Genomic DNA, 16495 nt, shown 5'->3' on the forward strand with positions numbered 1-16495 from the left:
CTTTGGAAAGCTATCTGCAATAAAAACGTCGATCCATAAAAACAAACCCCGCTAGTAACAAAGTTGCTAGCGGGGTTTGTTGTTTTTAAGAGCGTCCTTAATGTGGCGTTTAAGCCAGTTTAAACGTCGCCACTTTCGAGTTGAGATCCTCAGCTTGCGATTTCAGCTCAGCAGATTGATTCATCGATTCTTCGGCACCAACTACCAAGTGATCGGTCACATCTTTAATGGACGTGACATTTTGCGTGATTTCATTGGTTACGTGCGTTTGCTCTTCGGCGGCGGTCGCGATTTGCGTTGCCATATCGCTGATCAGCGCAACGGCCGCGTTGATTTCATCCAGAGCCAGTGCTGCGCGATCTGCATCTTCCACCGAACCTTGCGCGAGCTGAGAGCTTGTATCCATGATGGTCACTGCGCGTTGTGTGGTTTGCTGCAAGGTCTCGATCGTCGAGCGAATCTCTTCGGTTGAGGTGTGTGTGCGTTGTGATAGCACGCGAACCTCGTCTGCAACAACGGCAAAACCGCGACCTTGCTCTCCTGCACGCGCCGCTTCAATCGCCGCATTCAGAGCCAGTAAGTTGGTTTGCTCTGCGATGTCTCGAATCGTTGATAGCACGGTTGAGATGTCTTGCGCGTGCTGGTTGAGCTCACCGATGACAACGCTCGCTTGGTTGACTTCAGAAGACAAATTATTGATGGACGATTTGGAGTTGATCACCAACTCATGACCATTTTGTGTGCTTGCTGAAGAGTCTTGAGCGGCTTTAGCCGTCTGCTCTGCATGTGCGGCAATCTCTTGCGTTGCCGATGCCATTTCGGTCACAGCGGTCGCCACCATAGTGATTTCTTGTTGCTGATGGTTCAGATCAGAAACCGACTGATTCGCGCGAGTCGTGCTCAGTTCTGATTGCTGGCTTAGTTCTTCCGCTTGGTGACGAATATGACCAATAAGCTGCTGTAAACTTTCAACAAACTGGTTGAAGTTTTCAGCCAGTTCACCAACTTCGTCACGGTTTTCTACTTTGATGCGTTGAGTCAGATCGCCGCTACCGTTGGCGATTTGCGCAAGCGCATTCGAAACATTGTAGAGCGGACGGAACAAGATGTTACATAGCAGGTTAAACAAAGCCACACAGATAACGACGACGATAGTGGTTGCGATGATTTGATCCCAAACTGCATCGTAAAGTGGGGCAACCAACGAGTTTTGATCTAACACTGTGACCGTTGTGAGTTTGGTACCCTCTATGTGGCGCGCGTAAATCACATATTCGATGCCGTTAATAGAGACGCGACGTTCTGTACCTGAACGTGCGGCTGACGTAATGTCGTTGTTGTTGAGGCCTAGCTTGCTAACCGGTTGATTCAGCAGTTTACCGTTGTTATGAGTGAAAATATTGCCCTGTTCATTGGCAATAAACATATAACCTTCACCCGGTAGGATCACTTGGTTGAGGCTGTTCAGGATATCACCGATCTCTACGTCAGCACCCAGAACGACGGTTTGACCATGCAATTGCAGGGCTTTACCGAGCGACACCACATTCGCACCAGTTGCAGCAGCAACGGTCGGATTATCCATAAAGACTTTCGATGGATTGGCAATGGCGTTGGTGTACCAGCCCCACTTGCGAGGATCGTTATTACCTGGTGGCAAAACCACCCCATTAGCGTTGTCTTGTGACCCGTCCGGGTAAGCGAGGAAAACGTTATCGAACGCGCCAGAGTCTCGGACTTGTTTCAAATGTGTAACCAGAGAACGTTTCTCTGAATCAGAAGAGAGTGAAGTCAGTGCGCGCTCTTTAGAGAGTAGCCAGTCCTTTACGTATTGATTGTAAGATGCGCTAGTGCTTTCTAGTCGCTGTGCGACTTCGACATCGAGCCTATTTAATGAATCTCGAAAAGACAGCCCCTCTACCAGCACTCCCCCTAGAATGATGGCGGCACTGGCAGAGATTGCCAGTTTGTTTTTTAATGATAGATTTTTGAACATAAAGCGAATAATAGATCTTTGAATAATAGTTGTTGTGTTTTTATTCTCATCAGTGCTCTCTGCGCTGTTGAATATGCAGCAGAAAGTCAGATTCGAATCTGTTCAATAATTATATTTTATTGCTCAAAATAAATACTGACTCCATGTCGCGAATTTGAGTTTTACATCAAATAAGCAAAAGGATTTGGGACGATATTATTTATGTATTTGTAAAGTAAGGATTTGTCGATTTTTGTAAATGAGAATTCATTTCAATAAATGGTGATCTTTATCACATTTGCGTATTTGATAATCCATTAAAAATGTGAAGGTTATAGCACCGGATATATATTGATTAGCTTAATCATTGTTATGGGCAATCGTTATGCGCAGTATATTGTTAGTCCCCGCGTTATTAGTGTCAGGGTGTGCTCTGATACAACAGTCGACGCCGATTCAACCTGACGCCAACTGGCACGTGGACCAGTTATCGAACGGTATGAAATACCATCTTTATCCAACAGAAGACCAAGAAGTCTCGGTCCGTTTGGTGATGAATATCGGCTCATTCCAAGAAACATCCTCTCAAAAGGGTTACGCTCACTTTGTTGAGCATATGGCGTTTAATGGTAGTGAGCATTTTACCGGTAACGACGTTGTCAAACTTTTCGAGCAATCTGGTGGTAGCTTTGGCGCTGATATCAACGCTTTTACCAGTTATCAGCAAACGTCTTACCAACTTGACCTTGCGAATAATACGAAGCTAGAAGATGCCCTGAAGTGGATGAGAGATATCGGTAACGGGCTTGAGTTTGCTCCTGAGCAAGTAGAGAAAGAAAAAGGGGTGATTCTCGGTGAATGGCGACGTGCTAATCCGGATGATAAGTCCTTTTCTATGCATGCTTACCAAGCCTCGATTGAAGGCACTATATATGGTGAGCATGACCCAATTGGTACTCGCGAAGCGATTCAAAATGCTTCCTCAAGTAAGTTAAAGGCGTTTTACGACAAATGGTACCAGCCACAAAATGCCGAGTTGATTGTGACTGGTAATATCGACGTAGATTCACTGTCCAAGATTATCAAAAGCAAGTTCTCGAACTGGGAAAGTACCTCGGATACGGTAATAGAGAAGCGCCGTGATATTCGAGTGAACAACGAAAACAGAATCTTGCCAAGTAACACGATGGAATCACCAAGTCTTCATTTAGTGATTGAGCGTGGTCTAAGTGGCGGCACGACGATTGAGCAACAACATGAAGTGTGGCGTGATGAAGTCGCAACACAACTCATTCAACAGCGTTTGATCCGTGTACTCAGTGATGCCGCTGAACCTTTTCAATACGCTTATGCTGAGCCCTATTACTCTAACTATCAGCGTATGATGTCGGCAGGGATTTCGTTTGCACCAGATCGCCGCGAACAAATGCACCAGACTTTCATTCGTACCTTAGCGTCGTTGAGAGATTATGGTGCGACTCAATCCGAGTTAGATAGCGTTATGTCAAATTGGCAAGGTGAACTTGCAAATATTGATTCAGATTGGAGTCAGCGTAAGCCAAACAGTTACGCAGAAGCACGTGTTTTTCAAATTGGACAAGACAGTGTCAGCCAATCAAAAGAGAATTATGCCCAGAGTTTGGCAGAATTCATCAACAACGAGAATTTAGAGAGCATTAACACACAATTGACGGCTTTATTATCTCAGCAGCCAAGCTTTTTTATTGGTTTGGGGAAAAGCGAAACGTCAGAGCAGTTCAACGGTGTATTTGCCGCTCTAAACAGTGCCTATCTTCAAACTGGCGAAAAACCGCTAGAGATGTATGACAAAGTGGATGGATTCTTAAAGCCTACCCAGGAAGGCAGCATCACGAGCATGCGTCAGGAAGCGGGTGGTTTTCAAGTCTATACGCTATCAAACGGTGTCGAAGTGTGGTTCCAAAAAGATACTAAAGCGGGTGGTCGAGCGTATATTTACTATGCGAGCCAAGGTGGTAAAGCCGCTGTTGATCCGACGTTGTATGCCGCTTATGAAATCGCAGCAACAACGGCAATACGCAGTGGGTTAGGGGCATTTTCTGGTTCAGAGCTAGATAGCTACTTACGCAAAAACAACATTGCGCTTGGCGCGATGCTTGATGCGACCAGTCACGGAGCGCAAATTACGGCGCCAAATACGCACCTAACCGATGCTTTGAATGGACTATACAACCTAGCGACGGAGATTAAAGTCGACGAGCGCCAGATGGCGGCAGCGAAGCAAGAGTTTAAACAGCAGAGCGGCGCTTTTTTTGAATCACCGATGGGAAAACTGATTCAAAAAGCAAACGGCAATTCTTATTTGCCGGGGAGTCGTCATCGTATAGTGTCCAGTGATGATGTTGAACAAGTGACTTCCGAGCAGATACTAGCGGTGCATGAGCAACTTTTCAAAACCAATGATGGCTTTAAGATGGTTATTGTTGCAAACGTAGAGCCGGAAGAAATTACACCACTTTTGCGTAAGTATGTGGCCTCTATCGAAATGAAACCGAGTCGTTCGATTGATTATCACGTTGCGTTTAACCCGGAAGTGCCGGAGCGAACTGTGGTTGCGGATGGGCATGAACCTTCATCGTTGTATGTAATGCGTTTGACTAATACGAGCGATTACCAACGTACGGCAAGAGACACGGTTATCGAAGATATTTTGCAACGTATTAGTAATGCACGTGTTTTGGATATTGTGCGAGAAGAGTCTAGCCTTGATTACAGCCCGAGCATTTACACCATGACACAAGATCGCGAACCCATCTCTGATTGGCTCTTGGAGTCTCAAGTTGAGCCCGAAGACGTGGCACTTTTAGAGAGTAAACTGGGCAAAGTGTTTGATGATTTAGCGTCAAATATTACCCAAAAAGAAGTGGATACGGCCGCGAAACAACTGGCAGTCGCGATGCAAGGATTGGATGACAACCCAGCACAGAGATCATGGGCATATACTCGTTATTTGGTGCATGATTACGGCGTCGATGTGTTACTTGACGTTGAGAAAGTGGCTAAAAGTGTGACGTTAGATGAAGTGAAAGCGCATGCAAAATCAGCTTTTGGTCCACAAGCAAAACGCTCGGTGATGGTTTTAAATCCGGCCGAATAATCACGTAGTTTCTGACGAAAATCGTGGCAATAGTAATAAAAAAGACGGCGTGAAAGCCGTCTTTTTTAAGCACTTTAATCAAAGCGTTTTATGCTGATTTACGCGCAAGTCGCTTTTCATTGTTGGTGTTGTTTTCTTTTGTGATCGCACTGTCTTGAGCCTTACCCTTTAACGTTACCACTTCCTTTTCAGGTAATTCGGCTGCTTCACCAAAGAATTTGCCACCAGGTTCAATGCTGAGGTTATTGCTCCAGATCCTACCGCTTACGCGTCCCTTGGCAAGTACTTGAATGTGCTCTGCGTGGCAGTTTCCGTCCATCATGCCATTAATGATCAGTTGTTTAGCATAGATTTCACCGTTTACTCGCCCACTTTCTGCGACAACGAGAGTGCCTTCCACGTTAATTTGACCATCGACGATGCCATCAATCTGGACATCGTTTTCTACTTTGAGTTCTCCGCTAAGAGAACAGCCTTTGGCGATGAGAGTTGAAGCTGCTGAGCTACTCGTTGTTCCACTGTTTTGATTAAAGATTCCCATCGTATTCTTCGCTCCTTAGTAAAAATGTCTTCGAAATCATTAAGGCTCCAATCGACAAATGGTTTCGGATTCAGTGCTCGCCCAACAAATCGCACCTCGTAATGCAGGTGAGGGCCAGAAGAGAGCCCACTGTTGCCGGAAATTGCAATCAGCTGCCCTTTTTTGACGAACTGACCACTTTTTACTTTGAACGCTTTCAAGTGCGAATAAGAACTCGAAAAACCGAAAGAATGTTGCAGCCTGAGGAAGTTACCAGAGCCTTTATTACTGCGGCGGGTGACTTCCACTACCCCATCGGCAGGGGCATAAATTTTGGTGCCGATATTTACGGCAAAATCGAGCCCACGATGCATCTTGGCAACTTTTGTCACCGGATGGATACGCTTACCGAATCCGGAAGATAGCCGTACCTTGCCGACTGGAGAGCCACTTGGTATTTGGTTTAATAACACCATGCGAACGTTTGAGGTTATCGCCGCCGCATCGAGCCTAGCATCCAAGTTATTTGTCGAGGTATGTTCTCCAACCCCAAGCACTTTCTCTAATTCACCCAAACGTTCCGAAACAAGTTGTACCCGTTCTTCCCGTTCTGAAAGGTCATTTTCTAGCTCTGATTTAAGTGTTTTCAGTGTGCTGAGCTCTTCACCCATGGTGCGTGAATGTTCTGTCAATTCAGCTTGTTTTAACGCTGCATTATCAACGCGAGTGTACAAGTGATGAATTAAGATTACGGTCGCGGCCAGAGCAACAACAAAAAAAACGAAAAACGTTTTTATGTTGCGTTGCATCCTTTTACTGAAGTACCAATGTCTTGAGCCATTGATAGTTGATATAGAGATCGTCAACTGGTCTTTCATCGTCTTCTATTGCTCGTATTTGGTATACGTCTCGTCACTGAGTTAGTAGGAATGTAAGGAAAACGAGTAGGGACTGCCAGAGGCAAATTGGAAAGAAGTGTCAGGTCGTGAGGCGTTTTCAGATATTAGATAAAAGACTCAATAAAGATTTAATATTCTGCTGATTTTGGTCGTAATTACTCCAAATCGCTTCATTTAACTGAATATTATGATTTTTAAGGCGGTTATCCGAGAAATTGGATTGTGAATATTGCCAATAGCATCCGCACGCAATTCAACTTACTTCACGGTTTGCCTTATAAATGTTGGATAATTTATCAAACCGACATTCATTACATCGATAACTTGTTTATGATAGCGGTTGATATAAAGCACTATTCATTGGCTTTAAACCTAAGCGTTACATTTCGGTTAGGAACACATAACTATGACAACGGAGTTGGTCGTGAAAAAACTACTATTGGCTACAGCAGTGGTCGCAGCTGCAGGGGGCGCTGGCTACCTGTACCAAAACAATACTACCGCAAGTGATGCAGGCTCACTGTTAACGCAAGTTCCTGCAGATTCACTTATGGTGACGTATCAGACAGAACCTTTTAACCATTATAAATACATGAACGCATTCGGTACGGCGAACCAAGGCTCGATTGCAGAACTTTTTGCCGATGAACCACTGTCTCCACAACAGCAGTTTGCAGTTAACTTATTCGATGGATACCTAGAGAGTGCTGCGTCGCCAGAAACATTAAAAGCTTATTTGGGCACCGGGGAAAACATTAATCCTGTGTTGTACACAATTGGTATGGTACCGGTGTACAAAGTGGATATTGAAGACCCTGCCGCGTTATGGAAAACACTGGATCATGAAGAGCAGATGAGCGGCGCTAAGCATGAGTTGGTTAAGCTTGGTGAAGTCGAGTATCGTCGTTACGAGATGACTGATTCAATTGACCCGCAGGACGGTATTGGCTTGGTTGTAGCCGTGGTTGATAACGTGCTTACGTTAACGGTTGATGTTCCGCAACTGGGCGTTCAAAACCCGATTAAAATGGCATTAGGGCTTGAAGCACCAAGTCAAAATATTGCTGAGAGTGGACGTCTTGAGGCGTTGCAAGCCAAATACGGTGAAAACAACAACTCTTTTGGTTACTTTGATCATCGCGAAGTGATTAAAGGTTTGACGACGAAAGATGGCAATATGTTTGCTCGTCAAATTAGCACGTTGGATGCAATAGATCCTGAACCAACTATTGAGGAAATGCGTTCACCAGCCTGCCATACTGAGCTTACTCAAGTTGCAGAAAACTGGCCTCAGTCCGTCGCGTTTGCAGAATACAAGATGAAAGGCGATCAGGCGTTCATTAAAGGTTCTTTTGTTGTTGAGTCCAACAATAAAGTGATTCTAGATGCGCTCAAGTCGATTCGTGGTGTATTGGCAGAGTCTAAAAGTGATAAGAGTTTCTTTAGTATGGCGCTTGGTTTAGACATTAATACGCTAGCGCCATCGATTGGTCAGATTTGGGCTGACTTGACCCAGCCTCAATATCAATGCTCTTTATTGACACAAATGCAGCAAGAGATGGGCGGCCAGAATCCAGCAGCTGCTGTAAGCATGGGGTCAGGCATGGTTAACGGCCTCAAAGGCTTAAGCCTACAAATGTTTGATATCAAAGTAGATACTAATGCTCAGCATGGTGAAGTATTTAGCCAGCTAGATGGTATGTTGTCTCTTTCTGCCAATGATCCAATGATGCTTATTCAAACTGCGCAAATGTTCGTTCCTGAACTTGCTCAATTGCAAATTCAACCGGATAACCAACCTGTTAATGTCAGTGACCTATTAGAAATGCATACTGGCATGAAGGTGGACGTGTTTGCTCGTCTAAACGAAAACCATTTCACCCTTTACAGTGGTGATAGTGCTGCGGAAGCAAGCAAAGAAGTGATGGCGCAATCACTTTCTCCAAATGGCTTGTTCAGCTTTGATTTTGATTCAGAGCGTATTTTGGAAGTGTTAGAGAGTGCGTCGTCAATCACTGGGGAGCCGGTTCCGGATGATGTTGTCAAAAGCTTACAAGGCGAGCTTGTTGGTGGTATGACGATGGACGTGACAGACCAAGGTATTGGTTTTGAGTTTGATTACCGTGGTGCAACTAAACCTGTAACGGTTGCACAACAGTAACACATTGAGTAGAAAAAGGCGGCATATGCCGCCTTTTGTTATTATGTACCGCATTAAAAAGCGAGTGGGAAGAGCGACGCTTACTCATCTATTTGAGGATGAGAGTATTGCTGATATTCAGGTAACTCTTTTCTTAAGTTACTAAATGTCGCCCATGCACTTTCTTTTGAAAGTTTGTTGATCAGCCAGTTTGGCAATAGACCTCCGGGATCAGCAAACGCCTTGTATTCCACGAGTGTTGTATCGTTTGTGAGTTTTTGTAACTCCCAAGTCGCATCAACCGAGCGAATTCGAACATAACCATTTTGTTCAGCAAGATATGAGTCAGGTGCGCTTTTGATTTCTATCGTGAATCCCAGCTCATCGACCCAGTACTTTGAGTAGGTGACCATATCCCGATTTTTGGCAGGCCATGGCGCTTTAAACTGGGTGTAAACGATGTTCTCGGTGGCCGATATTTGATTTAAAACCCGGCTATGACTGGCATTGTCAATCCAGTTCGGGATATTGTCACTGTCTTCCAGTAGCGTTAAAAATGCACCATAGCTGGTGGGTGTGAACATCCGGGCACGGATCTCAACTAAACCGTCACTATGTTCTCGGGAGTAAATTGTGATTCCATTCTTGTCACTCTCGAACTGCCAGTTCTCGTTGGCGCTCGCATCAGTACCAGCGGATATCAATGTGGCGAGTGTTAAGGCGCCAATTCTTAAATGCAACATCATGTTAGTATCCGCCAACTTTTCCTAAATTTAAGTTTATACGATTTGTCGTAACTATAAGGACAATCGTATGTTTTTTGTTATCGTTCTGAAGGTTGCTCTGCACTGAAGCCACGTTGAATGTTGGTGAAGGTAAGCGATGCAAATATTACGATAACGATCGCTAGATGCCATGCTTGACTCAATCCAAGCTGTACCAGAGTTAAGCTGACCAATGAGGAGACGACCATTTGTCCACCACCAGACATTGCCGCTGCGGCACCTGCTTGCTTTTTATAAGGTTGCATTACCATCGCTTGTGCACAAGGTAGGGCAATACCATTACCCAAGATCATTAATAGCTGTCCTAGCATCAGAAATAGAGGCTCAACGGGACAGAAAAATAGCCATATTGCGGCAGTAAGGTGAAGAAATGGGGTGCAAAGCAGCATTTTTTTATTGCCAATAATTGGCCTTACTCGGTTACAAATCGTGGTACCACATAACATACCCAAAGCGGGAATGAGCGCCCACATCGCGTATTGAGCGGAGGTCATGCCAATTTGATCTTGCATGATAAATGGCATCACAGAGACTGTCGTAATCATTAAGCTGAAGTTTAACCAACTGATACTGGCGAAACTCATAAAGTAACGAGACGTAAGTAAGCTCTTGTATTGGAGTAACATTTTTCGGGGTGACGGAATGACAGAACGTTTTGTGATGGTTTCTGTGAACTTAAAGGCGATGATTACCCAGGCCAGCGAGACATAGCCTAACAGAGAAATAAACACCATACTCCAACCGAAGTGGAAGTTGATAAAGCCGCCAATCACAGGTGCAATAAGTGGCGTGATTGAAGCCGCCATAGCGATGTAAGACATTGCCACTGGGAGTTCATCCCCGCTAAATCTATCTCGAGTCGACGCCCTCGCGAGTACCGCGCAGCATCCTGTACCTAACCCTTGTAAAAAGCGCCCCATCACCATCCCTGTAAATGTGTCACTGAAGAAAATAATCATCAGCAGACCAGACATCGCGATGAGTAAACCGGTAAGTAATACTCTTTTTCGTCCTAAAGCATCTGACACTGGCCCGTAGATAAATTGAGAGGGGCCAAAGCCGAGCAAATAAATACTCACAAGTAGTTGAGCTTGGTCGAGGGAGATGGAAAAGTCTTTTGCTATCCATGGCAAAGAGGGCATGACTAGTCCCATGCTCAACTGGCCAACGCTAATAATAAGACAGGCTAGTATTATAGTATGAAAGTTGATTGGGCGACTCATGACTGGTCTCCATTCAAACAACCTTTTTGGCGTCGTGAGCTTAAGCCGCCTTCGTCATCCACTCCATTTAGCTTTGCTTTGACCCGCTTCACAGTGGATAGACTGACTTCGCATTGCTCTGCTACGTTTTGCAATGTGTAGCCTTCTAGCAGTAACGTTGCGATCTGTTGGTGTTTGGTTTTGTTTGCGGGGCGGCCGCGAAACTTCTGTTTCCATAATTCTGGCTGCTCTTTAATGGCCTGTCGCCCTTGCTCTGCGGCAAACAGGCGATGTTCAGTCTGCACTTTCCCATATCCAGATAACACTGTGAGTAGTGTTTGAGTTTGAACAGAACCTGGCTCAAAAGTTATTGATTCACATACGGTTTTCAATGTTACCCCTTTATCGAGTAGCATTTTTATTGTGTTCAATGCTTGACTAAAGTCGCGACCAAATGCGGTCAGCCACCAGAGCACAATCGTATCCCCAGCTCTGACGGAATCGAGCAGGTGTAAGAATGCCTCTCTCTCGGTTGGAGGCATGCAACCACGAACCTTATCCTCAAAATGCTGAGCTTCGGGCGCAAAAGCTTTTAGAGTATTAAGGTGCTCTTGGTAAGCTCGATTTTTTGGCGAATAACGAGTGTAAAGATACGTGGTCATAAGGATTATGAGCCTCTTTTCTTTTGGTTCATATAGTGTAATAGCTCATAAATATACATGGGTTCATTAATGCTTACAACACTAAATGAGCCGTTTGGGAGTCAGAGGCACATAAAAAAGCCAACCGAATGGCTGGCTATAGCTATTTAAGCTTTTGTTGTCTGTCGCTCGATTAACTTCACTGGCACCATCATTTTTACTAGGCTTCCGTTTTTTGTATTAATTTGATCAACAATGATCTTCACGCATTCGCGAGCGAGGCGACGGAAATCCTGGCGGAATGTGGTTAATTGATAGCTTAACCATTCTGTCTGAGGAATATTATCAAAGCCAATGACTTGTAAGTCCTGAGGAATGCTCAACCCGCATTCTATACGAGCGATATCCATGACCGCCATCGCAAGGTTATCGGTTGCACAGAACACCGCTTCAGGCCGATTTTTGTCTGCCAGTATGGCACGGACTTTATCAAGTGAGCTCGCGTAGTCATAGCTGGCTTCAATGATGCGTGGCGTCTTGCCGGTTAGGTCTTCAAATTCAGAGCAGAAGCCGCTTTGACGTTCGTCATTCGTAAAGGTTGGCACTTCTCCCGTCAAATAAACCGCGTTCTTCACGCCACTTTTGTGCAGAAGTTGCGCAGCTTGTTGGCCTGCTTCGTAGTTGTCACTGATAACGTAGCTACTCCTAGTACCTTCAACAACTCGTGCGTATTGAACAATTGGGATATTAAACTCTTCACATTCTTCATAAAGGGACTTATTGAAGGTTGCGGAAGCAGCAATGACACCATCGACGCGATACTGGAAGATATTTGGGATTGAGTGGCCCTCTTCTTCATCCACTTGCCATGGAATCAATACGGCAGAATAACCTTTTTTCTGTAACTCACTGGAAATTAATTGCAGTGTTTTCATATGGATAGGGTAATCCGCATCAGGAAACACCAAACCTATCAATTTCGATTCGTTTGTGGTCAGGCTACGTGCAAAGGCGTTAGGGCGGTAGTTAAGGGCTTTAGCCGCTTCAAAGACTTTTTGCTTGGTCTTTTCGGATACTGAGCTACCCGGAACAAACACGCGCGATACAGTAGATTGAGAGACGCCTGCCATCTTTGCCACATCTTTTGATGTGACTACGTGTTTAATTGATTTCATGAATAAAACTTAGTTGCCAGTAATTGAGGTCATAAGACTAGCATAAATAGGTACGTATTCATAAATGTTCTGACGGGGTATCCTAAGTAGAATAATGGCTTTGGAGTGTTAAAAAGCAAAATGTGGGTTAACCCATTTGGTTTGCTTTGAGCTAGCACTAGATTTAGTGCGTAGATACTGTCCGTTTGTTGGACGTACAGTATCTACGTAAAGAACATTAATTTGCTTGTTTGACTGCAACTTTACGTTTCGGGGAGAGGAGTGAATACCCCATGTATCCGATGCAAGCGGTAGCGACAAGAATAGAGCAGCCACGCATAAAGTTAATCAGCATAGGAGCGTTGTCGGTAAACGCGTTGATCCCCCAAAGCATCACGAGAGAGAACACAAACATAACAAGTAGGCCATAACACGGGGCGTCGATTTTACCGGGAACGACATACCACCCATCTTGCTTGATTGGTTTATTTAGACGAGCATATTCCGCTTGCTGGCCTTTCACTGTGTAAAGATGCATTTCATCTTGTTTACCCGTCAGGAGAAGGCTAGCAATGTAAGCGACAACGGCATTCACAAGGACGCCAATCACGCAATACCAAGGCCACGCAATATCGGTCGCAACGGCTACATACCAAATCACCAAGAAGCTAGCAGCAACGCCAATCAACAAGCCTTTTTCCGTAATGTGTTTTGAGTAGAACCCAAGGACAAACATACAGAAGCTTGCACCGACAAAGTAAGAGCCTGCCTTACTCAGCACTTCCAGTACCGAGCCTGTGCTGGTGGCAAACATGATCGCTGGAATGATGACCAAAATCGCCCACGCCACCGTGAAGAAACGCGATACCTTCAAGTAATGCTCTTCCGACTCGTTTTGCTTGTAGAAGCGTTTGTAAAAGTCAGCCACAGAAACGGTCGCCATTGAGTTAAATGCGGAATCGAGACTCGACATACTTGCCGCCAGAATCGCAGCGGCAATGATGCCCATCAAGCCCGGCATTCCATATTCACTCGCATAATGAAGAATGATGGTGTTGCCGTTTTCAAACTCTTTACCGTCGTAATAAGCGTTGAATAGGACACCAAGTAGGATAAAGACAAAGTAAATAAAGAAGGCCACATAGCCCATCATCAACATTGCCTTTTTCGCATCGCCCATGTTTTTCGCGGCCATACAACGTTGTACCATCATCTGGTTACCACCATACACGGTGGTGTGGAACATCGTCATTGCGATAACGCCGGCCCATACCGTCGTTACTTGGCTTAGGTCAAAACTTGTTTGTAGGGCATCTGTCATTCCTTTCGCTTTGAGTTCTGCCATGACCTCCGTCATCGGGGCAGGCATGCCATTCCACACGGCTTCGATGATGATGAATGCGCCAATAAATAAGATTACTGCTTGAATAACATCGGTCCAAATGACAGCCGCTATACCGCCCATTACGGTGTAGATAAGGGCAATTGCAGTGACGATCATGATGCAGTACATCACGTCGATACCAGTAATGAACTCCAAAATCATTGCTGTCGCATAGAGTACGGCTGCCGAGCTCAATGCTTGTTTGATAAGGAAGATAAACGACAAAGTCAGTCGTGAAGCCTTACCGAAGCGTCGTTCTTGATACTCGTAGATGGAGGTTAAACCGTTGTTGTAGAAAAACGGCATAAACACAGCCACGATGAAGAAGATCACCAGCGGATAATTGAGGTGAATCGCGATAACCGACAGGCCTTCTTTGTAAGACCAAGCTGGCCCGCCAAGGAACGACATCGCACTCACGTAAGTACAAACGACAGAAATACCGATCGCCCACCAAGGGATGCTCTTATCACCCAAGGCGAATTGGCTAGCCGAAGTGACTCGCTTTCCGATTACTGCACCCAGTACTAGCGTGAGGGCGATGTATCCCCCAAGGATGCTCCAGTTAAGTGCGCCAAACTCATGCATAATTAGGTCCTTCTAACTGTTCTTTCATTTGTGCAAACACGTCATAGCCAAGTTGTAGCAGGATATGAACGATGTCGATCGCTACCCAGTTTTCTTTCAGTAAATCGCCTTCGCGTCGCCAAATGTCCATAACGCGAAGTTCGATGTGTTTTCCGGTTGGGGCAAGACCGAGCCAGCCACTGTGACCAGTGTGAGTACCATGCATATGTGGCCAACCACCTGTGGATACGTAGTCATTTTTGGCCAAAAAATTGACCTCAATATCGACACTTCGGTCAGGGAAGGCAAACACAAATGGCGCTTGATGGTGGTTACGGAAACCTTTGATACCGCGTGTAGTACCAATACCAGCAGGGCCGTACCACATGAAGTCATTGTGCCAGTAGTTTTCTAAATCCATCGAGAAAAGATCTTTGCCATCAAAACGACCCAAGCAAGACAGCATATCTTCAACCAGCTGGGCGCTCTTTTCACTTTCTTCCAAAGACACAATAGATTGTTGAATACCGTTAGAAGTTGCAGGAGAAGGAACCAAGCCATCGTGACCTAAGCTTTTACGAAGAGGGTTGCAGCCTGCTTGATTCATCGCATCGATGAAGTCTGGAATCATGTATGATTCGGTGATTTGGTCGTTCTCCACACACACCATTTCGGTGTAACGCAAGTAGAGTGTTTTCCCTGTTGCTGGGATGCCAAATAGTGGTTGTTCAAATGTACCGATAAAGTAGCCGGTAGAGTTGTACCAAGTGCGGCCTTCGTATTCGCCGTGCATAACAATTATTGGTCGGCGCTCGGCGTCAGGCAAAGCATTAACAAGTGGTGAGAGGAAAGATTCGTGGGTTGCATCTGGGCCATTAAGATCGTTCACAGGGTGCGCCACGCACCATTTTACGTCAGGGTTCAAAGTTTGCAGAGCGGCCTGTTTTTGCTCGATGTCTGCGGCTTTGAAGTAGTTCTGGTAGAACTGTTCGATGATGTTGAGTGACATGTTGCTTCCTTACTGTCTGTGATTTTAATAAATAGTGTTTAGTCAGCCGTTAGCCTTGCTGTAGCAGGATTTGCTTCCAGATTGCGGTCTCGTCAAACAAAGTGAATTCGCGACGAAGACCCCAAGGGCCAAACTCAGCGTGGCTGATCCCCATGATGTAAACCTCTTTTCCTGAAGGCTTACCAAACATCCCATATCCCTCATGCTTACCGTGCAAAGACCATCGAATTGCAGCGCGTGGTGACATCATGTCGTCATCCCGGCCAATACGATGGTGAACGGTAAATTGAGCATTTGGGAAAGACGCACGAAGTGCCATCCAAAAATGATCGACTTCCGAGTGTGATAAGGCAGTTTGACCGCTAGTGTATTCGCCGATGCAAGCGCGGTCGTACTCTTTCGGTACTATTGAGAACTCGGCATTCATAAGGCTTCTGAGAATTGCTTCGTATCGCTGACCATATTCGTTGTCGTTGCCTACGCCCAAATAAGGTCCAGGAATGTCGACTTCAGGTGTGAACGGAAATGGGCTTGATTCCACGCCACCTTCAAATTCGATTTGTTGGCGTGCAAACTCTTCTGACGTCATGCCCAGTTGCTTCGCGATATCGGCTTGATCGCGAACCAACCATTCGTCATTGATTTGGTTATTGATAGCGTGGCAATCTGCGATAATACGGAAACGAAGTTTGCGGTTCGAGGCTTGCCCGTAGAAGCCGTTGCCACTGTGTGTTGCAGTAGAGATGATTCGATGAGAAGAAAGCATGCCTTGTTCCGGGGTGCCTGACCAAATGACGTCTTCGCCATATAGCGTGCGATCGGGAAACTCGGCCAGTGTCGCCATTGTTGCACTGATCACCCCTTCGTTTCCTTGAACGATAGAGAGTGGAGTACGCACAACAATGTCGGGAGAGTAGTAGTGTTCTAAGGTGTTTAAACCTCGGTCTTCCCAAATCTCTTTTGTGATACCAAGAATGTAGTCGGGAAAATCACGCCACTTTTCATCGAAGCCAACCATGGCCATAAATCACCTCCGTAATTGAATAATTATGTTTGAATTATGTCTTGATTACGTATTCAAAA

At 45.4% G+C, this 16495-nt stretch carries 12 protein-coding genes; 2 read left to right on the forward strand and 10 right to left on the reverse strand.

From position 1 onward, the window contains the following. Positions 1–109: 109 nt before the first annotated feature. The gene (locus R7Q47_RS00955; protein ID WP_005383451.1) at positions 110–1996 is read right to left on the reverse strand and encodes a methyl-accepting chemotaxis protein; all 1887 of its coding nucleotides are present in this window, start codon (positions 1994–1996) and stop codon (positions 110–112) included. 364 nt (positions 1997–2360) lie between these two features. Between R7Q47_RS00955 and R7Q47_RS00960 the strand changes: the two genes are divergently transcribed. Beyond that, the gene (locus R7Q47_RS00960; RefSeq protein WP_248486100.1) at positions 2361–5111 is read left to right on the forward strand and encodes a M16 family metallopeptidase; all 2751 of its coding nucleotides are present in this window, start codon (positions 2361–2363) and stop codon (positions 5109–5111) included. A gap of 88 nt (positions 5112–5199) precedes the next feature. Here R7Q47_RS00960 and R7Q47_RS00965 read toward each other — a convergent pair whose 3' ends face one another. Together R7Q47_RS00965 and R7Q47_RS00970 are read right to left on the reverse strand one after the other, a co-directional pair. Continuing rightward, entirely contained in the window at positions 5200–5652 is a 453-nt protein-coding gene (locus R7Q47_RS00965; RefSeq protein WP_080773744.1) for a polymer-forming cytoskeletal protein, read from the reverse strand. Then, positions 5556–6509, reverse strand: coding sequence for a M23 family metallopeptidase (locus R7Q47_RS00970; RefSeq protein WP_053307982.1), 954 nt, complete (start codon positions 6507–6509; stop codon positions 5556–5558). Before R7Q47_RS00970 ends, R7Q47_RS00965 begins: the two co-directional genes overlap by 97 nt. A 427-nt stretch (positions 6510–6936) precedes the next feature. Between R7Q47_RS00970 and R7Q47_RS00975 the strand changes: the two genes are divergently transcribed. Further along, complete coding sequence (locus R7Q47_RS00975; RefSeq protein ID WP_196297851.1) at positions 6937–8691, forward strand: hypothetical protein; 1755 nt, start codon at positions 6937–6939, stop codon at positions 8689–8691. An 80-nt stretch (positions 8692–8771) separates the two neighbouring features. On the opposite strand, the gene R7Q47_RS00980 is transcribed toward R7Q47_RS00975, so the two are convergent. From R7Q47_RS00980 to R7Q47_RS01010, 7 genes are all read right to left on the reverse strand, one after another. Continuing rightward, positions 8772–9416, reverse strand: coding sequence for an START domain-containing protein (locus tag R7Q47_RS00980; protein WP_137282971.1), 645 nt, complete (start codon positions 9414–9416; stop codon positions 8772–8774). A 77-nt stretch (positions 9417–9493) separates the two neighbouring features. Continuing rightward, positions 9494–10678 (reverse strand): multidrug effflux MFS transporter, encoded by a 1185-nt coding sequence (locus R7Q47_RS00985; RefSeq protein WP_137282972.1) that lies wholly within the window; start codon positions 10676–10678, stop codon positions 9494–9496. Continuing rightward, the gene (locus R7Q47_RS00990) at positions 10675–11319 is read right to left on the reverse strand and encodes a recombinase family protein (protein WP_137282973.1); all 645 of its coding nucleotides are present in this window, start codon (positions 11317–11319) and stop codon (positions 10675–10677) included. The genes R7Q47_RS00985 and R7Q47_RS00990 overlap by 4 nt, the downstream gene beginning before the upstream one ends. Positions 11320–11465: 146 nt before the next feature. Next, complete coding sequence (locus R7Q47_RS00995) at positions 11466–12473, reverse strand: LacI family DNA-binding transcriptional regulator (RefSeq protein ID WP_005374731.1); 1008 nt, start codon at positions 12471–12473, stop codon at positions 11466–11468. Between the two features lie 217 nt (positions 12474–12690). After that, the gene (locus R7Q47_RS01000; protein WP_137282974.1) at positions 12691–14424 is read right to left on the reverse strand and encodes a sodium:solute symporter family transporter; all 1734 of its coding nucleotides are present in this window, start codon (positions 14422–14424) and stop codon (positions 12691–12693) included. Further along, on the reverse strand, positions 14417–15412 hold the full coding sequence (locus R7Q47_RS01005; RefSeq protein WP_054578611.1) for an ester cyclase: 996 nt from the start codon (positions 15410–15412) through the stop codon (positions 14417–14419). Before R7Q47_RS01005 ends, R7Q47_RS01000 begins: the two co-directional genes overlap by 8 nt. Before the next feature lie 49 nt (positions 15413–15461). After that, positions 15462–16436 carry an ester cyclase gene (locus R7Q47_RS01010; RefSeq protein WP_132936236.1) on the reverse strand — a complete coding sequence of 325 codons (975 nt, stop codon included), beginning with the start codon at positions 16434–16436 and terminating at the stop codon, positions 15462–15464. Between the last annotated feature and the right edge of the window lie 59 nt (positions 16437–16495).

The sequence above is a fragment of the Vibrio sp. Vb0349 genome (genome assembly GCF_033338975.1).